At 38.0% G+C, this 18,198-nt stretch carries 22 protein-coding genes; 17 read left to right on the forward strand and 5 right to left on the reverse strand.

The window, feature by feature from the left end; genetic code table 11:
• Positions 1 to 101 precede the first annotated feature (101 nt).
• Positions 102 to 647, forward strand: coding sequence for a carboxymuconolactone decarboxylase family protein (locus ACFFHK_RS06835; RefSeq protein WP_382370876.1), 546 nt, complete (start codon positions 102 to 104; stop codon positions 645 to 647).
• Between the two features lie 573 nt (positions 648 to 1,220).
• Positions 1,221 to 1,919 carry a 7-cyano-7-deazaguanine/7-aminomethyl-7-deazaguanine transporter gene (locus ACFFHK_RS06840; protein WP_382370878.1) on the forward strand — a complete coding sequence of 233 codons (699 nt, stop codon included), beginning with the start codon at positions 1,221 to 1,223 and terminating at the stop codon, positions 1,917 to 1,919.
• Here the strand turns inward: ACFFHK_RS06840 and ACFFHK_RS06845 are convergent.
• Positions 1,916 to 2,656, reverse strand: coding sequence for a class I SAM-dependent methyltransferase (locus ACFFHK_RS06845; protein WP_382370880.1), 741 nt, complete (start codon positions 2,654 to 2,656; stop codon positions 1,916 to 1,918). The genes ACFFHK_RS06840 and ACFFHK_RS06845 overlap by 4 nt on opposite strands.
• Positions 2,656 to 3,753 (reverse strand): tRNA (uridine(54)-C5)-methyltransferase TrmA, encoded by a 1,098-nt coding sequence (gene trmA / locus ACFFHK_RS06850; protein WP_382370947.1) that lies wholly within the window; start codon positions 3,751 to 3,753, stop codon positions 2,656 to 2,658. The genes ACFFHK_RS06845 and trmA overlap by 1 nt, the downstream gene beginning before the upstream one ends.
• A 221-nt stretch (positions 3,754 to 3,974) precedes the next feature.
• On the opposite strand from trmA, the gene raiA reads away from it, so the two are divergent.
• On the forward strand, positions 3,975 to 4,295 hold the full coding sequence (raiA, locus tag ACFFHK_RS06855; protein ID WP_382370882.1) for a ribosome-associated translation inhibitor RaiA: 321 nt from the start codon (positions 3,975 to 3,977) through the stop codon (positions 4,293 to 4,295).
• A 93-nt stretch (positions 4,296 to 4,388) separates the two neighbouring features.
• On the opposite strand, the gene ACFFHK_RS06860 is transcribed toward raiA, so the two are convergent.
• Both ACFFHK_RS06860 and epmB read right to left on the reverse strand, forming a co-directional pair.
• Positions 4,389 to 5,540 carry a LysM-like peptidoglycan-binding domain-containing protein gene (locus ACFFHK_RS06860; protein WP_382370884.1) on the reverse strand — a complete coding sequence of 384 codons (1,152 nt, stop codon included), beginning with the start codon at positions 5,538 to 5,540 and terminating at the stop codon, positions 4,389 to 4,391.
• A gap of 189 nt (positions 5,541 to 5,729) precedes the next feature.
• Positions 5,730 to 6,740, reverse strand: coding sequence for an EF-P beta-lysylation protein EpmB (gene epmB / locus ACFFHK_RS06865; protein ID WP_382370886.1), 1,011 nt, complete (start codon positions 6,738 to 6,740; stop codon positions 5,730 to 5,732).
• A gap of 63 nt (positions 6,741 to 6,803) precedes the next feature.
• Here epmB and efp point away from each other — a divergent pair, with 63 nt between their 5' ends.
• The 4 genes from efp (at position 6,804) to coaD (ending at position 10,794) form a co-directional block, all read left to right on the forward strand.
• Positions 6,804 to 7,373 (forward strand): elongation factor P, encoded by a 570-nt coding sequence (gene efp / locus ACFFHK_RS06870; RefSeq protein WP_382370888.1) that lies wholly within the window; start codon positions 6,804 to 6,806, stop codon positions 7,371 to 7,373.
• A gap of 94 nt (positions 7,374 to 7,467) precedes the next feature.
• Complete coding sequence (locus ACFFHK_RS06875) at positions 7,468 to 9,042, forward strand: glycosyltransferase family 2 protein (protein WP_382370890.1); 1,575 nt, start codon at positions 7,468 to 7,470, stop codon at positions 9,040 to 9,042.
• The gene (gene waaA / locus ACFFHK_RS06880) at positions 9,042 to 10,352 is read left to right on the forward strand and encodes a lipid IV(A) 3-deoxy-D-manno-octulosonic acid transferase (protein WP_382370892.1); all 1,311 of its coding nucleotides are present in this window, start codon (positions 9,042 to 9,044) and stop codon (positions 10,350 to 10,352) included. The genes ACFFHK_RS06875 and waaA overlap by 1 nt, the downstream gene beginning before the upstream one ends.
• A complete protein-coding gene (gene coaD / locus ACFFHK_RS06885; RefSeq protein WP_382370894.1) occupies positions 10,321 to 10,794 on the forward strand; it encodes a pantetheine-phosphate adenylyltransferase in 474 nt (157 codons plus the stop codon). Before waaA ends, coaD begins: the two co-directional genes overlap by 32 nt.
• On the opposite strand, the gene ACFFHK_RS06890 is transcribed toward coaD, so the two are convergent.
• Positions 10,782 to 11,489: a 3-deoxy-D-manno-octulosonic acid kinase gene (locus ACFFHK_RS06890; protein ID WP_382370896.1), complete on the reverse strand. Its 708-nt coding sequence runs from the start codon at positions 11,487 to 11,489 to the stop codon at positions 10,782 to 10,784. The two genes, coaD and ACFFHK_RS06890, sit on opposite strands and share 13 nt — an antisense overlap.
• Before the next feature lie 79 nt (positions 11,490 to 11,568).
• On the opposite strand from ACFFHK_RS06890, the gene ACFFHK_RS06895 reads away from it, so the two are divergent.
• The 10 genes from ACFFHK_RS06895 to hemE all read left to right on the forward strand — a co-directional run bounded on the left by ACFFHK_RS06895 (position 11,569) and on the right by hemE (position 18,193).
• A complete protein-coding gene (locus ACFFHK_RS06895) occupies positions 11,569 to 12,615 on the forward strand; it encodes a glycosyltransferase family 9 protein (protein WP_382370898.1) in 1,047 nt (348 codons plus the stop codon).
• Positions 12,616 to 12,748: 133 nt separating this feature from the next.
• Positions 12,749 to 13,126: a 30S ribosomal protein S6 gene (rpsF, locus tag ACFFHK_RS06900; protein WP_065234351.1), complete on the forward strand. Its 378-nt coding sequence runs from the start codon at positions 12,749 to 12,751 to the stop codon at positions 13,124 to 13,126.
• Positions 13,113 to 13,439: a primosomal replication protein N gene (gene priB / locus ACFFHK_RS06905; RefSeq protein ID WP_382370900.1), complete on the forward strand. Its 327-nt coding sequence runs from the start codon at positions 13,113 to 13,115 to the stop codon at positions 13,437 to 13,439. Before rpsF ends, priB begins: the two co-directional genes overlap by 14 nt.
• Before the next feature lie 12 nt (positions 13,440 to 13,451).
• Positions 13,452 to 13,679 (forward strand): 30S ribosomal protein S18, encoded by a 228-nt coding sequence (rpsR, locus tag ACFFHK_RS06910; RefSeq protein WP_005759927.1) that lies wholly within the window; start codon positions 13,452 to 13,454, stop codon positions 13,677 to 13,679.
• A 21-nt stretch (positions 13,680 to 13,700) separates the two neighbouring features.
• Complete coding sequence (gene rplI / locus ACFFHK_RS06915) at positions 13,701 to 14,150, forward strand: 50S ribosomal protein L9 (RefSeq protein ID WP_382370904.1); 450 nt, start codon at positions 13,701 to 13,703, stop codon at positions 14,148 to 14,150.
• Positions 14,151 to 14,255: 105 nt separating this feature from the next.
• Positions 14,256 to 14,726 carry a YchJ family protein gene (locus tag ACFFHK_RS06920; RefSeq protein ID WP_382370906.1) on the forward strand — a complete coding sequence of 157 codons (471 nt, stop codon included), beginning with the start codon at positions 14,256 to 14,258 and terminating at the stop codon, positions 14,724 to 14,726.
• 4 nt (positions 14,727 to 14,730) lie between these two features.
• Positions 14,731 to 15,666, forward strand: a complete 936-nt coding sequence (locus ACFFHK_RS06925) for an aminodeoxychorismate synthase component I (protein WP_382370908.1) — start codon at positions 14,731 to 14,733, stop codon at positions 15,664 to 15,666.
• Positions 15,667 to 15,669: 3 nt separating this feature from the next.
• On the forward strand, positions 15,670 to 16,242 hold the full coding sequence (locus tag ACFFHK_RS06930; protein WP_382370910.1) for an aminotransferase class IV family protein: 573 nt from the start codon (positions 15,670 to 15,672) through the stop codon (positions 16,240 to 16,242).
• 100 nt (positions 16,243 to 16,342) lie between these two features.
• A complete protein-coding gene (gene nudC / locus ACFFHK_RS06935; RefSeq protein ID WP_382370949.1) occupies positions 16,343 to 17,119 on the forward strand; it encodes an NAD(+) diphosphatase in 777 nt (258 codons plus the stop codon).
• A 6-nt stretch (positions 17,120 to 17,125) separates the two neighbouring features.
• Complete coding sequence (gene hemE / locus ACFFHK_RS06940) at positions 17,126 to 18,193, forward strand: uroporphyrinogen decarboxylase (RefSeq protein ID WP_382370912.1); 1,068 nt, start codon at positions 17,126 to 17,128, stop codon at positions 18,191 to 18,193.
• The last annotated feature ends 5 nt before the right edge of the window (positions 18,194 to 18,198 follow it).

The raw sequence follows: 18,198 nt of genomic DNA on the forward strand, positions 1-18,198 counted from the left end.
TTTCATTATATTAAAGTGATTTTTCATATTTAGAAATGTGATGTGGGTCATTTATTATTTTTGCTAACCCTATTTATAAATGAATATACGAGGATTAAATTATGTCAGTATTCCCAATTCACACGATTGAAAGCGCACCTGAATCTACTCGCTCAGTATTAGAGGCAGTAAAAAAAGCAAATGGTTTTATTCCTAACTTAATTGGCGTATTAGCCAATGCGCCTACTGCATTAGAAACTTACCGTACTGTTGGCGAAATTAATGGACGAAATAGTTTAACAGCAGAGGAAAGAGAAGTGGTACAAATTACGGCGGCTGTTGTAAATGGCTGTGGGTTTTGTGTGGCGGGGCATACAAAAATTTCATTAAAGTTACTGCGTATGCCTAAAGAGGTGGTCGAGGCGATTAGAACAACGGCGAGAATTGATGCGTCTGCAAAACTTGATACGTTAGCGCGTTTTACACTTGTTGTAATTTTGCAAAAAGCAAAACTGACGCAAGCGCAATTACAGGCGTTTTTTGCTGCAGGGTATACACCACAAAATGCGATTGATGTTATTTTAGGGGTGAGTCTTGCTACATTATGTAATTATGTTAACAATCTTGCAGAAACGCCAATTAATCCAGAATTGCAGGAGTTTATTTAAATTTATGGGGGATTAATGATACTTAGACTACTGACAAATCAGAGTTAAGTAAGATCTTTATAAAATACTCAATGGGTTCCCTTGTGTCTTTCCCGAATGGAGGAAAGATTTTTAGGCAAAAAACGTCTAATTTTTCAGAGTTTTGTGAAGAAAAATATCAGTTTTTTGCCGCCCGAAAAATCTTGACGAAATGAGGAAGTAGCATGGTACTAGGGTGTCTATTATTCACAAGTTCGTTCAGCTCACTTGTTCACCCTTCGGGTCGCTGCAAGCAGCGCTCAAAAAGCAATGCTTTTTGTTTTTCCCACTTTTCTTTGCACGAGCAAAAAATGGAGCGCCCTTTAGGGTGAAACCTAAATCTCAATGTGAGTGAAAAATAAACCCAAAATGAATATGACTTGTCAACAAACTGAATAATTATATTGCTAAATTCATTATCTATTTTGCGCAAACAAGATCTTAGCACTCTGATTATTTTTCTATTGCAAGATAAAAATAAACATATATTATACAACCCTATTTTTACTTGGGTTCCCTCACCCCAAATGATATATGTAATAAAAAGGACACAAGATGATTTCAGCACAAACACTATTTAGCGATCGTGAAAAACGTCGCGCACTTATTTTATTAACCTTTTTCCATATTTTTATCATTGCGATCAGCAATTATCTCGTGCAAATTCCCTTTACAATTAACCTAGCTTGGTTCGATTTTAGTTTTCATAGCACATGGGGAACATTAACTTTCCCATTTATTTTTCTTGCTACGGATTTAACCGTACGAGTATTTGGAGCAAAAGAAGCGCGCTGGATTATTTTTTGGGTGATGTTGCCTGCATTAGTCGTAAGTTATGTGATTTCTACATTGTTTTCAGATTCGCAGTATCAAGGTGTGGTGGCATTAGCAACTTTTAATCTCTTTGTTTTTCGCATCTCTTTTGCTAGTTTTGCGGCGTATGTATTTGGTCAATTATTGGATATCCTTGTTTTTAACCGACTCAGACAATTAAAAACGTGGTGGATTGCGCCAGCGAGTTCAATGGTATTTGGTAGCCTTTGTGATACTTTTGCGTTCTTTGCGATCGCGTTCTATCACAGCACAGATCCTTTTATGGCAGCAAATTGGGTAGAACTTGGTTTTGTGGATTACGTATTTAAGCTTTTTATTGGATTACTCTTTTTTGTGCCAGTGTATGGTGTGGTGTTAAATGCCATTATGCGTAAGTTAGCTATACTAAGTCTGACGCAAACAGCAGAAAATCATGGCTAATTGGCAATATAAATATCAAAACGATGGTTTTTCGTTTTCTGGCTAAAATGAGGGATTTTATTAGCTAAATAATTGGCATAATCGGGGCGTTTAACAACAACTCGGTGTGCCAATTTCAATGCGATTTCCAGTAACTGATCGGCATCTAAATCTGCACCTACCAACGACTGAAAGACGCGCATCTCTTTTTTCACTAAGGCACTTTTTGTTTTGTGTGGGAACATAGGATCTAAGTAAACCACATCAAAATGGTTGGTTTGCGGATCTAATTCTGCGATCGTTTTTATTGGCAATAATTGCATTCGTTGCTGCATAAACTCACCAATTTCTGCATCTTGATAAGCACGTTGCAAACCATCTGCTAATAGTGCTGCTACCACAGAATGACGCTCGACTAATGAAACGTGGCAACCAATCGAGGCTAACACAAAGGCATCTCGCCCTAATCCTGCTGTTGCATCAAGTACGTGTGGCAATTTACCTTTTTTTATGCCAACAGCTTTAGCCACGGCTTCACCTCTACCGCCGCCAAATTTACGCCGATGTGCCATCGCGCCTTCAACAAAATCTACTGTAATTGGACCTAATTTTGCTTCATCTGTTTTACGCAACTCTAAGCGTTGCTCAGTGAGAACTAAAGCAAATAGCGCGTTATCTTGATGTATGAATTGCCATTTATCAATTAATTGTTGGAATTTTTCTGGCTGTTGACTCTCATTAATTAATTGAATTTCCATTATTTCCTCACCAAATAAACACCACTTTCGATATGGTGGGTATAAGGGAATTGATCAAAAAGTGCTGCTTTTTCAATGCGATGTGTTTGGCATAAGGTTGCTAAATTCTGTACTAATGTTTCAGGATTACAGGAAATATATAAGATATTGTCGTACTGCTGTACCATTTGCAACGTTGCTGGATCTAAACCTGCTCGCGGTGGATCAACAAAAATTGTATTACATTGGTAATCTTGCAGATGAATGCCTTTTAAGCGATTAAATTCACGCACACCTTGCAATGCTTGCGTAAACTCTTCGGCAGACATGCGGATAATCTGCAAGTTGTCGATATGATTTGCTGCAATATTAAATTGCGCTGCTTGCACAGAGGGTTTAGCGATTTCTGTAGCGAGCACTTTATTAAAATTTTGTGCCAACGCAATCGAAAAATTGCCGTTTCCACAGTAGAGTTCCAATAAATCGCCTGTAGCATTTTGTGTACAAGCCAATGCCCATTCAATCATCTGACAATTTATGCCTGCATTTGGTTGAGTAAAGCTATTTTCTACTTGACGATAAACATAGTTTTTACCATTGATTGGCAATATTTCATCAATAAAATCCTGATCTAAACAGATCTTTTGTTTATTAGCACGACCAATCAACTGTAAATTAAAACCCTGTTGTTCTAATTGGGTTTTTAGCTGTTTCGCAGCAGCAAGCCATTCGTCATCTAACGTTTTATGATAAAGCAGGCTAACAATAATCTTATTGCTTAACGTACTCAAATAATCAATTTGAAACAGCTTATAGCGTAAAACGGGTTGCTGCTTTAATAATGGCAACAGAGCTTGCATCATTTGATTGATTAATAAACTCGCAATCGGGAATGTATCGATACGTTGTCGCTGTTTGGTCTGCTGATCAAACATAATGTGATATAACTCTTCTTGCTCGTGCCATACACGAAATTCTGCACGCATACGATAATGTTGTCGTGCAGATGAAAATAGCGCAAGCTCAGTTTGGGTGTAAGGAGCAAGTAGTTGAGTTAAATAGTTTTTTTTCTGTGCTAATTGTGTTGAATAAGCTATTTCAGAGAAATCAGTCTGCATAATTTTTTTAATAAAACAAAATAATGGCGGAGATTTTAACATAAAAAATAGCTTAGGCTGAAAAACAGGAAAATTATTCGTTAAGTTTGATTTACTTCACTATTCTGAAAAATAAACGTAAAAAGGCTTGAAAAGAGAATGTTCTCGCATTATGTTCTTAAACAAGAACAGGATTTTTTTCTTGGCTGGAAACAGCCTTCATACAAAGAGAGGTAAATGTTATGACCCTAAATATTACTAGTAAACAAATGGATATTACTCCTGCAATTCGTACTCATATTGAGGAACGTTTAGCTAAATTAGGTAAATGGCAAACCCAATTAATTAATCCTCACTTTATTTTGCAAAAATTACCAAAAGGATTTGGGGTAGAAGCGGTGATTGGAACACCTTTTGGTGAGCTTGTCGCCAAAGCAGAACACGAAGATATGTATTGTGCAATTAATGATGTACAAGAGAAATTAGAACGTCAACTTAATAAACTACAACATAAAGGGGAAGCGCGGCGTGCTAGCGAACGCTTAAAAGATTCATTTAATTAGTTTTTATATTTGAAATGGAGGTCTAGCAAGCGCTAGACCTTTTTTATGGGATATTAAAAACCTATTACCCTATAGTAATAGGTTTTTTGTAGGTTATTTTTTATAAATATATGAACCATTGTCTTGGCGGATAAATTTCGCGCCATTTGGTAATTGGAGTTCAGATACACGCCCTGCATTATTCACTTTAACCGCAACTTTATCCCCAGGTTTAAAACTACTTAATGCATTACCCGCTCCGTTTGCTTTTGTCATCGCATTCACATCGGCAATATTTAATTTGTTATCACGGAAAACTTGCATGAGTGAGGTACCTGCTGGAACAGTTAAATATTTAGTGGTACCACTTGATGAGGTAGATGGTGTTGATGCCGTCGCTTTAGGTGTTTTTGCAACGGGTTTTGCTTCAACCACAGGTATATTTTTTCCCTCAAGTAGCGCTTGAGCTCGACGACTTTCTTGTTGTTTTGCTTTGAATTCTTCGCGAGCTCGTTGTTCTGCTTTTGCTTTCGCTTGAGCAATTAACCGCGCTTGTTCTGCTTCATAAGCTTTTTGTTCAATTTGATTAAGTTGTTCTTGTGTCAGGGTTGGTTGTGTTTCTACTGCGTTTGCACTATTTTCTGCCGTATTAGCAAGAGTATCTGTTGTTATTGAAGAATGGGCTGAGCTTTGAGGTGCTCCTTTATGACTATCTTGTGTTAACGCGTTAACCTCTGCCACATTATTTGCTGCGGTATCTGCTACTGCTGGTGTTGATGTTGTTGCGCCATTTGCTGGGGAACTTTGCTGCGCAGCAAGGTTTGTTTCTGAAATTTCGTTTGGGTCAATCGGCTGAAACTCTACTGGTAAAGTATTCTCTTGTGATAATAAGTGATCGACTGGTTGACTACTCGGTTTTAGCCAAATAAATAGGCAGATAATTAGAATTAAAGCAATAGATGTTATGGCTAAACGGCGATAACGTGTTGGTAAATTTGTGATTACATGAGTTTTATTCTGAGTGGTTGGTTCGTTCTCAGAATCTTCATTCTCATCTGTTGTTTCAAAAGATTGAGTTGTTGTATCTTGCTCTAGTGATCTTTTAGCTAATAACGCTTTAAGTTTATCCAAAAATGAAAGGTGTGATGACGGTTTTTGAGGAGATTTCTTCGGAGTAATAGGTTCAAACTCATCGAAATCTAAATTCAATTCATTTTGTTTGTTGTCTTGTTGTTCAGGTTGTTGTTCCTTGTCTATATTGCTCACGATATACCTCAAACTATTAAAAATAGGGAAATATTTTTTGTTTTTGGTAAGGCGCATTGTTCAATTTGCCTTACAGAAAATTCATTAGTTCACCCATTGTGGGTTACAGAGTGTTTACATTTAGGTGTGCTATTTTAAAGGAAAAAATAACGTATTACTAAGTTTATCTTGAGTTATGTCAGAATATTTTTAGCTGTACCATGTTTTACTTTTTTCACCTGCAATTTCGCGCGCTAATTTTGGTACGAGATAACCTGAAGAAATCGCAATTAATTCACGATAAATGGTTAATGCTTGTTGATCATTTAGCCAAAAATGGCTTGCGCCTTCAACTTTATCCAATAGATGTAAATAATACGGTAAGACGCCAACGGAAAATAGCTTATCACTTAATGCTTTTAAGGTCTGGGCGCTATCATTAATCCCTTTTAATAATACCGATTGATTTAACAACATGACGTCTGCTTGTTTGAGTTTTGATAGATGCGTGGCAAGTAGATCATCAATTTCATTAGCATGATTAATATGCAATATCATCACTTTATTGAGTTTAGATTTTGCAAAAAGTTGTTGTAATTCATCGGTAATCCGTTGCGGAATAACAACTGGTAGGCGAGTATGAATGCGCAATGTTTTAACATGTGCAATTTGTTCTAATTGTTCCATTAACCAAGCAATTTCGTGATCCTTTGCCATTAAGGGGTCGCCGCCTGAAAAAATGACTTCTTCAATTTCAGGGTGTTGCGCAATGTAGTTTAAAGCTTTTTTCCAGTTGGTTTTATTACCAGGATTATCCGCATAAGGGAAATGGCGGCGAAAACAGTAACGACAATTCACTGCACAACCACCTTTGACCATTAATAACACCCGATTATGATATTTATGCAATAAGTTTGGCACAGGATTATCTTGTTCTTGCAAGGGATCTTTGACAAAACCAGCAACAGGTAAAAATTCTGCTTGCGAGGTCATTACTTGTAAAAAAAGAGGATCATTAGGATCGCCTTTTTGCATTTTTTCTACAAAGGGCAAAGGAACACGCATCGCAAATAAACGGCGCGCAGCAATATCTTGCTGATAATTTTCCATGGGTAGTTTGAGATAGTTTATGAGTTCAACAGGATCAGAAATCGCCGTTGTTAGATAATCTGTCCAACTTGATACTTCTCTAATCAGGTAGTTTTGGGTTATCATAAGCACTTTTAAAAACGTGAGCCTTTTATGCAAAACAAAGGACACTATTTTTTCATTAATGAGGATATTATGGCAAGTTATTCTACCAGTGATTTCAAACCAGGTCTTAAATTTATGCAAGACGGTGAGCCTTGTGTAATTGTTGAAAATGAATTTGTGAAACCTGGAAAAGGGCAAGCATTTACGCGTACTCGTATTCGCAAACTGATTTCTGGCAAAGTGTTAGATGTAAACTTTAAATCAGGTACAACAGTAGAAGCAGCAGATGTTGTGGATACTAACTTAACATTCTTATATAAAGATGAAGAGTTCTGGCACTTCATGAACAACGAAACCTTTGAACAACTTGCAGCAGATGTAAAAGCGATTGGCGATAATGATAAATGGTTGTTGGATCAAGCTGATTGTATCGTAACGTTATGGAACGGTTCGCCAATCAGTGTAACCCCACCAAATTTTGTTGAGTTAGAAGTTGTGGATACTGACCCAGGTTTGAAAGGAGATACTGCAGGTACTGGTGGTAAACCAGCAACATTAAGTACTGGCGCAGTAGTGCGTGTTCCATTATTCGTACAAATCGGTGAAGTGATTCGTGTGGATACACGTTCAGGTGAATATGTTTCACGTGTGAAGGATTAATTTAAACTTAATCTTGTAGATGAAAAATCCTCTGAAACCGAGTAGGTAAAGAGGATTTTTATTTATGGAGTTTAATCAGTAAAAGGATAATGAAATGAGTGCAAAATTGCCAATTAGCGTTACGATGCTAGTCAAAAATTCAGCGAAATATTTAGAGCAAGTATTAAGTGCATTAGCACAATTTGATGAAGTCGTACTATTAGACAATGGTTCAACGGATAATACGCTCGAGCTTGCACAAAAATTTAATAATGTCGTGGTTAAACACTCGCCTTTTATTGGTTTTGGTCCATTAAAAAATCTTGCCGCCGAGTATGCGAAGCATGATTGGATTTTAAATATTGATAGTGATGAAGTATTACCGAATGCGTTGGTAGAAGAACTTAGCACACTGGATCTAAACCAGACTAAAACGGTTTACGCATTATCTCGTTTAAATCACTATCGTGGTAAAGCCATTAAAACGTGTGGCTGGTATCCTAATTATGTACCACGTCTTTATCATCGCCAGTATGTACGTTTCAATCAAAAATTAGTGCATGAAGCATTAGACATTCCAACTGATGTGGCTGTTGTGCAATTACAGCAACCTTTTTTACATTATTCTTTTGCTGGTGCAGCAGATTTAATCCAAAAAATGCAGCAGTACACGACATTGTTTGCCGAACAACAAGTAGGAAGAAAAAAATCTTCTGTGTTTTCTGCCATTTCACATGGGCTTTCATCATTTATTAAGCATTATTTTTTGAAAAAAGGTTTTTTAGATGGGCAAGATGGATTTGTGATTTCCTGTGCAAATGCAATGGGCGCATATTATAAATATATCAAGTTAATGGAGTACAATCAGCGTATTACCACATCATTGATTATTACGACCTATAATCGTCCAGATGCGTTAGAGGCAGTATTGAATTCAGTATTACAGCAACAGCAATTACCCACAGAAGTATTAGTTGCTGATGATGGTTCAACAGAAGAAACCAAGAAAGTGATTGAACGTTATCAAGCACTATATCCAATTCCACTAATTCATTGTTGGCAGCCAGATGAAGGGTTTAAATTAGCGGAATCAAGAAATCGAGCATTAGCAACTGCCAAAGGTGATTATATTATTGTTGTCGATGGCGATATGGTGCTACACCCTTTATTTGTTCAAGATCATATCCGTTATGCAACACGTAACGTATTTGTTCAGGGGAGTCGGGTTTCCTTACCAGCAGCAAAAACAGATGAGATTTTACGCCAACCAAGTCATTATCCAACGATAAAATGGTACCAATCTGGGATTGAAACTCGGTTTGAAAAACGTTTATCAGCCTGCCATCTCTATTGGTTAAACCGTCTATTACATAAAGCAAAAACCAATTATTACAAAGGGGTTCGAGGGTGCAATATGGCATTTTTCCGTGAAGATGCCTTAAAAGTAAATGGTTTTAATAATGATTTTGTTGGTTGGGGGCGGGAAGATAGTGAGTTTGTCGCGCGTTTTTTTAATGCAGGCATGAAACGTCGGGATATTCGTTTTGCCGCGATTGCTTATCATTTATGGCATAAGGAAGAAGCAAGAGATGCGTTGCCACAGAATGATCAACTGTTAGCGCAAGCAATTAATGACAAAATAATTTACTGTAAAAATGGTGTGGATCGTTTTTTAACTGAGAAATCATAATGCTACGCCAACTCTATACAATATTGTTATATTTATTACTGCCTGTAGTGTTAGCCCTATTCGGCTGGAAAAGTCGCAAAGAGATTGGCTATCGCCAGCGTTGGCGAGAACGGTTTGCTTGTTGGCAACAGGCATTACAACCAAATAGTGTTGTCATTCATGCAGCTTCTGTTGGCGAAGTATTACTTGTTGCGCCATTAATTCGCCAACTCTTAGCCCAATATCCTGCCACGCCACTTACTATTACTACTTTTACGCCAGGTGGTTCAGATCAAGTACACACATTATTTGGTAAACAAGTGCAGCATTGTTATCTGCCTTTTGATTTACCATTTCTAATGCGTCGTTTTATCACACAATTACAACCGAGAGCCTTTATTATTGTCGAAACGGAATTATGGTTTAATTTATTACATCAATTACGTTTACAAAAGATTCCAACGTTATTAATTAATGCACGTTTATCAGCGAAATCCGCTAAACATTATCAATATTTTTCTGCTGGATTAACTGAGGTTTGGCAAGGTTTAACAGCTGTTGCTGCACAAGATCAATTAAGTGCAGAACGCTATCAAGCCTTAGGTGTGCCCAAAGACAAAGTGCTTTGTACAGGGAATTTAAAATTTGATCTGGTCCTCTCTGATCAGGAGATTGAAGAGTATCGAGCAGCGAAAAAACACTTGATTGGTGAACGTCCTGTTTGGATTGCAGGCAGTACACACGCAGGTGAAGAAACATTGATTTTAGCGGCTCATCAACGTCTGTTAGCAACCTATCCTGATTTATTATTAATTTTAGTGCCTCGTCATTCTGCCCGTTTTAGTGAAGTTGAAAATTTACTACAAGCAAATTCACTGCATTATCAAAAACGGAGTGAATGTCAGTATATTGAACCGATGACCCAAGTTTTATTAGGCGATACGATGGGTGAGTTATTAAAATTGTATGCGTTGGCAGATATTGCCTTTGTTGGCGGCAGTTTAATTGAACGTGGTGGGCATAATCCATTAGAACCACTGTTGTTTAAAATGCCTGTCGTAACAGGGAAATATACCTTTAATTTCAAACAGATTTATAGCACGTTAGTTTCTTTATCAGCGGTACTTGTGGTGGAAAGTGCAGTTGATGATTTAACTGCAACCATTACCACTTTATTGGTCGATTCAGTAAAAGCAAGCCAATATGGTGAGCAAGGATTTGCTTTTTTACAACAGAATCGTGGTGCATTACAGCGCACATTAACTTTATTAACACCCTATTTAAGTGAGAAAAAAGAGAATGATTACAATGATTTATCCAGGAACATTTGATCCCATTACTAACGGACATCTTGACATTATTTGTCGGGCGGCTAAGTTGTTCCCTAAATTAATTGTAGCGGTTGCAGCGAGTCCGAGTAAAAAGCCAATGTTCTCATTACAACAACGTTTGGCAATGGTACAAGCGGCTACCGCTGATCTGGATAATGTGGAAATTCTTGCTTTTGACGGCTTGTTAGCACATTTAATTTTACAGCGTAAAATTCAAGGCATTATTCGTGGTGCTAGAACATCTAGTGATTTTGACTATGAATTACAACTGGCACATCTAAACCGTTTATTAACCAATGGCGTGGAAAGCCTATTTTTCCCACCATCAGAAAAATGGTCGTATGTTTCCTCAACAATGGTGCGTGAAATTCTATTGCACGGTGGGGATATTCAAAAATTAGTACCAGAACGTGTATTTGCTCAAATTACTCAAGCGGCTTGATAGCCTTGTAGCAAAGCCTGCCAATTCTGTTCAGTAAAATGAATTTGGTAGCGCTGAATTTCTTTTTGAAATGAACGATATAGCCGCTGTAAGTTAGCGGCTTTCCATTCATCTCCCGCACGAAAATTGCATTTATCAAAATCAAGTAACCAAAATTTATATTGTTGCTGATGCGTTTGTAACAAAATATTGTGTGCATTGAGATCACTATGGAACACTTGTTGATCGTGCAGCTGTTTAATCAGTTGTCCAATTTGTCGCCATAATGCGTCAGGTAAAGCACGTTGTTGTAGTACCGCAACGAGATCTTGTCCATTTTCAATTAACTCAATCAAAATATCGGCACGATAGCAACAGAAAGTGCGGGTAATTCGTGCGGCGATAGGCGTAGGAATAGGTAAACCTTTTTGTGTAAGTTGTTGTAATAGCTTAAATTCTTTAATGCTTCGACTACGAGATAAACCTAAATATAAAAAATGGTCTTTAATCAATTTACCGAACAATCCACCTCGATAATAATGGCGTAAGGCACTATTACACCCCACTTCTGCTTGTGTATTGATAAACCACGTGGTACCTCGCCCTTTTGCTGAACCTAAAATTTTGTGCTGTTGTTGCCAAAATTCAGGATCAAAATAACGGCTTAAATCGGTATCCTTTAGTGCAGGGTGAAATAAATAGTGGATTTTACGCATTTTTATCCTCGTATTACTGCGTAGAAAACGGTTTTTGATTAAAATAGTTGGCAATTTTAGCATATTAAGAGTGAATTCCATGAGTCTATTTTCTCAACCACCAAAATCATTATGTATTTTACGCCTCTCTGCGATTGGTGATGTATGTAATGCCTTGGCTGCTGTACAGCAAATTCAAGCCTATTATCCGACAACGAAAATTGTATGGATTATTGGTAAAGTTGAAGCACAACTCTTTAAAAATATTCCTAATATTGAATTTATCGTATTTGATAAAAAACAAGGTTGGCAAGGGGTATTTGCTTTATGGAAACAATTACGAGCCTATCAATTTGATGCTTTGTTGGATATGCAAGTTGCCATTCGGGCTTCAATTTTGTCATTAGGTATTAAGGCAAAATATAAAATTGGTTTTAATAAAGAACGCGCTAAAGAAGGACAATGGTTATTTACTAATCGTAAAGTTGGGGCTGCGCGAGGTTATCATGTATTAGATGGTTTTTTGAGTTTTGCGGAATATATTGGTGTACCGATACAAGCGCCTTATTGGCACTTTCCAATTAGTGATGAGGATCGTCAATATGTACAAAAATTTATTGATCCTACACGAAAAACCGTTGTTATCTCTCCTTGTTCGAGCAAAAAAGAGAAAGATTGGCTATTAGAGCGTTATATTGAAATCGCTCGGTTAGCGGCAGAAAAAAATCTCCAAGTCATTATTACTGGATCGCCTAATGCGTATGAAATGTCTGTGGCAGAACAGATATGTCAAGGCTGTCCATTACCTATTTTGAATTTGGCAGGGAAAACTTCATTGCAACAGTTAGTTGCTTTATTGGGCGAAGCTGATCTGGTGATTACCTCAGATTCAGGACCAGCACATATGGCAACGATGCAGCGAACCCGAGTATTAGGTTTATATGCTTGTCATAACCCACAACGTACAGGTCCTTATTACGATGTTGATAATGTCATCTCGGTATATGCACAGAATGCACAACAACAATATGGAAAACATTGGCAGGCATTACCGTGGGGTACAAAAGTTTATGGAAAAGATTTAATGGCGCAGATTACTGTAGAACAAGTCGCTGAAAAAATGTTCCAGCTTTTAGCAATAAAGTAGTTTTTTAACTTGCTTTTTAAGCAGATTTGAGTACAATTTGCGACCTTACAGTCGTTCCGTTTTTTCGTTCCTTGCTTCCGCAGATTGGCGACTGGTCTATAGTCGGAGGCTGATTAACCCGTAAGGAGCAGTAATGCGTCACTACGAAATCGTGTTTATGGTTCACCCAGATCAAAGTGAACAAGTACCTGGCATGATTGAACGCTACACAGGTTCTGTAAAAGAAGCTGGTGGTCAAATTCATCGCTTAGAAGATTGGGGTCGCCGTCAGTTGGCTTACCCAATTAACAAACTACATAAAGCACACTATGTGTTAATGAATGTAGAAGCACCGCAAGAAGTCATCGACGAGCTTGAAACAACTTTCCGTTACAACGATGCAATTCTTCGTAACGTAATTATTCGTACTAAGCACGCCGTAACAGAAGCGTCCCCAATGGTTAAAGCAAAAGATGATCGTAAAGCTTTAGCTGATGTTGATAACAACGATTTTGAGGATGCTGAAGAGTAATTTGAAGATTGATAATCGTTTTTCGCTGATTGGAACCGTTGTTTCACAGCCAAAACGACATCAAAGCCCAAGTGGAATAGTGCATTGCCAATTTTGGTTAGAACATCGTTCACAACAGCAAGAAGCTGGATTAACTCGGCAAGCATGGTGCAAAATCCCTATTCAACTTAGTGGTCATCAATTAACAAGTAAAACTCAAGGCATTACGGTCGGCAGTAAAATTTGTGTATTAGGATTTATCCATGCACATAAAACTAAACAAGGTATTGACCAATTAGTATTACATGCCGAGCAAATCGAATTTATAGATTAGGAGAATCGCCACATGGCACGTTATTTCCGTCGTCGTAAGTTCTGCCGTTTCACAGCGGAAAATGTAGTTGAAATCGATTATAAAGATATTGCTACATTAAAGAACTACATTACAGAGAGCGGCAAAATTGTCCCTAGCCGTATTACCGGTACTCGTGCGAAGTACCAACGCCAATTAGCTCGTGCAATCAAACGTGCACGTTATTTAGCGTTGTTACCGTACACTGACAATCATCAGTAATTAACAAGAGAGGATACGGTAATGCAAGTCATTCTTTTAGATAAAGTTGTTCACCTAGGTAATGTTGGTGATCAAGTAAATGTAAAATCTGGTTATGCACGTAATTTCTTAATCCCACAAGGGAAAGCAGTTATGGCAACTAAAGCAAATATCGAGTATTTTGAATCTCGTCGTGCTGAATTAGAAGCAAAAGCAGCAGCATCATTAGCAGCAGCGCAAGCGCGTGCAGAAAAATTAGCTGCATTAGCAACAGTAACTATCGCTTCTAAAGCAGGAGACGAAGGTCGTTTATTTGGTTCTATTGGTACTCGTGATATTGCTGAAGCAATTACAGCGAAAGGTGTTGAAGTTGCGAAGAGCGAAGTTCGTCTTCCTAATGGTGCATTACGCACTCTTGGTGAACACGAAGTGCGTTTCCAATTCCACGGTGAAGTGTTTGCTTCATTAAATGTTGTTATTGTTGCAGAATAATTACGTTTAATTGTTCTTAAAAACATTAAAACCCTAGCTATTTGGCTGGGGTTTTATTTTTTATTACCAAGCTAATTTAATCACTATTTTTACAGGATAAATGTTATGCAATGCCCTTGCCAATCGGGTTTAGCCTATACAGATTGTTGTCAATCATTACATCAACATCATCAATTTGCCCAAACCGCTGAGCAATTAATGCGTTCACGTTATGCCGCTTTTGTGTTAGCTGAGATTGATTATATTGTAGAGACGACAGTACCTGCCCAGCAGACATTACTAAATAAAAAGGCGCTACGTCAGTGGTCATTGAATACACAATGGTGTGGTTTAGAAATCATAAAATTTATTCCTGAAGCAGATAAAAATCACGCTTTAGTTGAATTTAAAGCCTATTATCAAGAAAACGAGAATATACAAGCCCATCACGAGCTTTCTACTTTTGTGAAAATAGCTGAAAAGTGGTATTTTCTTGATCCAACAGTACCTTGCAAATTAACAATGAAACAGCCTTGTTTATGCCATTCAGGGAAGAAATTTAAACAATGCTGCGCCCCATTTTTATCTTTACACTAAAACTATGACGATACCTTTTTTCTTCTTGATTGATTTTGAACAACAGCAGTCTATTGTTGTGCCATTGGAGAAGGCAGCCGAACAAGGGCTTTATTTTGATATTTTCGGTAAAAATAATGTACCCTCAACTTTTTCTGTACCAGAAGACGCGCTGCAGTTAGGCATCTCGCCAATGGATTTTTCGAGCTATAAACAGGGGTTCTCTTTAGTTCAGCAAGAAATTCAACGTGGCAATAGTTATTTACTAAATTTAACTTACCCCACACAGATTAAAACGAACTATTGTTTGATTGATATTTTTATGCAGAGTAATGCCCCATATAAATTGCTCTATCAGGATAAGTTTGTCTGTTTTTCACCAGAATGTTTTGTGCGGACACAAGGGAATAAAATTTATACTTATCCAATGAAAGGAACGATTGATGCAACGTTGCCAGATGCAAAAGCACAGCTATTATCTTCGCCAAAAGAATTATGGGAACATCATACGATAGTGGATTTGATGCGTAATGATTTAGCGATGGTGGCGAGCAATATTGAAGTCTTGCGTTTTCGTTATGCGGAATTAATTCAGACTGAACGAGGGGCAATTTGGCAAACAAGTTCAGAAATTGTTGGTGATCTTCCTGTAAATTGGCGCGATGATCCGTTAGCGATTATCAAAAAAATGCTGCCCGCAGGTTCAATTAGTGGCGCACCAAAAGCGAAAACCGTCGAGATTATTCAGCGTGCAGAACAGCAGCCAAGAGGCTTTTATACGGGGGTATTTGGCTATTTTGATGGTGAATGTTTAGAAAGTGCGGTATGTATCCGTTATATTGAGAAAACGGAACAGGGTTTACAGTTTCGTAGTGGTGGTGGCATCACTCGTCATAGTGATGTAATGAGTGAATACCAAGAGTTGCTAGCGAAAATATATATTCCAACGCAACGAGGATAGAGAATGTTTTTTTGTTTTGAAACGATTGCCATTCAAAATGGAGAGGTACAGCATTTAAGCTATCATCAAGCACGCTACCAGCGAACGGTACAACACTACTATCAAATGAATTATCAACACTTTGATTTTTCAACAATTATTCAAGTGCCAACTGAATTTCAACAAGGATTAGTACGCTGCCGCATTGACTATAACCAAACTGATTTTCAAATTCAGTTTTTTCCCTATCAACGACGCCAATTTCGATCTTTTCACCCAGTGATTGCAGATCAGATCGACTATCAATTTAAATATTGTCATCGTGAACCGTTAAATCAGTTATACCAACAACGACAAGGCGCCGATGAAATTTTAATTGTACAGCAAGGACAAATTACAGATTGTAGTATTGGTAATCTTGTTTTTTTACGGCAAGGAGAATGGTTTACACCAGCACAACCTTTATTAGCAGGAACCCAGCGACAACGTTTACTAGAACAAGAAAAAATCCATTTACGCACTATCTTATTAACGGAACTCGAGCTCTTTGAAGAAATTAGATTGATAAATGCCCTAAATCCTTTAGATAACGTATGAAAAACACAGAAGTATTCACGGAATTTCCGCTATAATAGCCAGCGGAAAAAGGCATTGTTATACAGTCGCATGTTGATAGTTAAAAGAGGCATAAAAAATGATGCAGACTATTCAATCACAAGATCAAGGTTATTGGTTATTAACTCAAGGTTCAGCTCTCTATTTACGAGAAAGTGAGTTGCCTTATGGTAATGCAGTGGAACATGGCGTTGCAGGGTTACAAGGGTGTGTGATTGGGGAGTTTCATCAGCAGCCATTATGGTTAGTGGCAGAAATACCAAATGATCAACAGCGTGAGTACACCTCATTACGTACACAACTGTATCGTGATGAAGACGTGTTTAATTTGTTAAATCGAGGTGTGGCTCTGAATTATTTTTTTACCACTCATCGTTTTTGCAGCAAATGTGGTGAGCGTAATTATTTACCTACTGATGAGTTTGCGGTGGAATGTCCAAAATGTGGTTATCGTCATTATCCAGTGATTTGCCCTTCAATTATTGTGGCGGTAAGACGAGGAAAAGAAATTTTGTTAGCCAATCATCGACGCCATATTGGGGGAATTTATACCACATTAGCTGGGTTTGTTGAATCAGGGGAAAGTTTAGAACAAACTGTGCAACGTGAAATTTTTGAGGAAGTTGGACTGAAAGTAACAAATATTCGTTATTTTGGCAGCCAGCCATGGGCATTTCCAAATTCATTGATGGTCGGTTTTTTGGCGGATTATGAAAGTGGTGAGATTTGTTTACAAGATAGTGAGATCCATGATGCAAAATGGTTCCGTTATGATGAAACACTGCCAATGTTACCACCAGAAGGAACGATAGCGCGCAAATTAATCAAAACAACATTAGCACTCTGTGCAGAGGATTAAAAATTTATGACTGAATTAAAAAATGATCGTTATTTACGTGCATTATTACGTCAGCCAGTGGATATGACACCTGTTTGGCTGATGCGACAAGCAGGGCGTTACCTGCCAGAGTATAAAGCGACACGCGCCCAAGCAGGCGATTTTATGTCATTATGCCGTAATGCGGAATTGGCTTGTGAAGTAACGTTACAACCATTACGGCGTTATGCGTTAGATGCAGCGATTTTATTCTCTGATATTCTGACAATTCCTGATGCAATGGGGCTTGGATTAAGCTTTGGCGCGGGAGAAGGACCAAAATTCGCTAAACCCATTACCAGTAAAGCAGATATAGCACAATTACCAATTCCTGATCCTGAAGATGAATTAGGATATGTGATGAATGCGGTAAGAACAATTCGTTGTGAATTACAAGGCTCAGTTCCATTAATTGGTTTTTCTGGAAGCCCGTGGACATTAGCGACTTATATGGTTGAGGGGGGCTCAAGTAAGTCATTTAGCAAAATTAAGAAAATGCTTTACGCGGAACCACAGCTATTACACCTGTTGCTTGATAAATTAGCTGATAGTGTCATTTTGTATTTAAATGCCCAAATCAAAGCAGGCGCGCAAGCCGTAATGGTGTTTGATACTTGGGGGGGCGTATTAGGACATCAGGAGTATCGAGAGTTTTCGCTACGTTATATGGAAAAAATTGTCGCTGGATTAATACGTGAAGCAGAGGGACGCAAAGTTCCCGTTACGCTCTTTACCAAAGGTGGTGGTTTATGGCTGGAAGCGATTGCGGCAACAGGGTGTGATGCAATAGGACTAGATTGGACGATTGATATTGCGGAAGCCAAAAGACGTGTTGGTGATCGTGTTGCGTTACAAGGGAATATGGATCCAAGTGTATTATATGCACCAGCAGAACGTATTGAACAAGAAGTCAAAACAATTCTAGCGGGGTATGGCGAGGGCTATGGACATGTCTTTAACTTAGGGCATGGTATTCATCAAGATGTGCCTGTTGAAAGTCCAAAAGTCTTTGTTGATGCGATTCACCGCTATTCTAAATCCTATAAAAAAGCATAAGGAAA

Source organism: Gallibacterium trehalosifermentans (assembly GCF_042433055.1).
In the GTDB taxonomy this organism is placed as follows: domain Bacteria; phylum Pseudomonadota; class Gammaproteobacteria; order Enterobacterales; family Pasteurellaceae; genus Gallibacterium; species Gallibacterium trehalosifermentans.

What these genes read in the sequence shown, in the direction of transcription:
- ACFFHK_RS06835 (WP_382370876.1), top strand. Translation starts at nt 102, where the DNA reads ATGTCAGTATTCCCAATTCACACGATTGAAAGCGCACCTGAATCTACT.
- ACFFHK_RS06840 (WP_382370878.1), top strand. Translation starts at nt 1,221, where the DNA reads ATGATTTCAGCACAAACACTATTTAGCGATCGTGAAAAACGTCGCGCA.
- ACFFHK_RS06845 (WP_382370880.1), bottom strand. Translation starts at nt 2,656, where the DNA reads ATGGAAATTCAATTAATTAATGAGAGTCAACAGCCAGAAAAATTCCAA.
- trmA (WP_382370947.1), bottom strand. Translation starts at nt 3,753, where the DNA reads ATGCAGACTGATTTCTCTGAAATAGCTTATTCAACACAATTAGCACAG.
- raiA (WP_382370882.1), top strand. Translation starts at nt 3,975, where the DNA reads ATGACCCTAAATATTACTAGTAAACAAATGGATATTACTCCTGCAATT.
- efp (WP_382370888.1), top strand. Translation starts at nt 6,804, where the DNA reads ATGGCAAGTTATTCTACCAGTGATTTCAAACCAGGTCTTAAATTTATG.
- ACFFHK_RS06875 (WP_382370890.1), top strand. Translation starts at nt 7,468, where the DNA reads ATGAGTGCAAAATTGCCAATTAGCGTTACGATGCTAGTCAAAAATTCA.
- waaA (WP_382370892.1), top strand. Translation starts at nt 9,042, where the DNA reads ATGCTACGCCAACTCTATACAATATTGTTATATTTATTACTGCCTGTA.
- coaD (WP_382370894.1), top strand. Translation starts at nt 10,321, where the DNA reads ATGATTACAATGATTTATCCAGGAACATTTGATCCCATTACTAACGGA.
- ACFFHK_RS06890 (WP_382370896.1), bottom strand. Translation starts at nt 11,489, where the DNA reads ATGCGTAAAATCCACTATTTATTTCACCCTGCACTAAAGGATACCGAT.
- ACFFHK_RS06895 (WP_382370898.1), top strand. Translation starts at nt 11,569, where the DNA reads ATGAGTCTATTTTCTCAACCACCAAAATCATTATGTATTTTACGCCTC.
- rpsF (WP_065234351.1), top strand. Translation starts at nt 12,749, where the DNA reads ATGCGTCACTACGAAATCGTGTTTATGGTTCACCCAGATCAAAGTGAA.
- priB (WP_382370900.1), top strand. Translation starts at nt 13,113, where the DNA reads ATGCTGAAGAGTAATTTGAAGATTGATAATCGTTTTTCGCTGATTGGA.
- rpsR (WP_005759927.1), top strand. Translation starts at nt 13,452, where the DNA reads ATGGCACGTTATTTCCGTCGTCGTAAGTTCTGCCGTTTCACAGCGGAA.
- rplI (WP_382370904.1), top strand. Translation starts at nt 13,701, where the DNA reads ATGCAAGTCATTCTTTTAGATAAAGTTGTTCACCTAGGTAATGTTGGT.
- ACFFHK_RS06920 (WP_382370906.1), top strand. Translation starts at nt 14,256, where the DNA reads ATGCAATGCCCTTGCCAATCGGGTTTAGCCTATACAGATTGTTGTCAA.
- ACFFHK_RS06925 (WP_382370908.1), top strand. Translation starts at nt 14,731, where the DNA reads ATGACGATACCTTTTTTCTTCTTGATTGATTTTGAACAACAGCAGTCT.
- ACFFHK_RS06930 (WP_382370910.1), top strand. Translation starts at nt 15,670, where the DNA reads ATGTTTTTTTGTTTTGAAACGATTGCCATTCAAAATGGAGAGGTACAG.
- nudC (WP_382370949.1), top strand. Translation starts at nt 16,343, where the DNA reads ATGCAGACTATTCAATCACAAGATCAAGGTTATTGGTTATTAACTCAA.
- hemE (WP_382370912.1), top strand. Translation starts at nt 17,126, where the DNA reads ATGACTGAATTAAAAAATGATCGTTATTTACGTGCATTATTACGTCAG.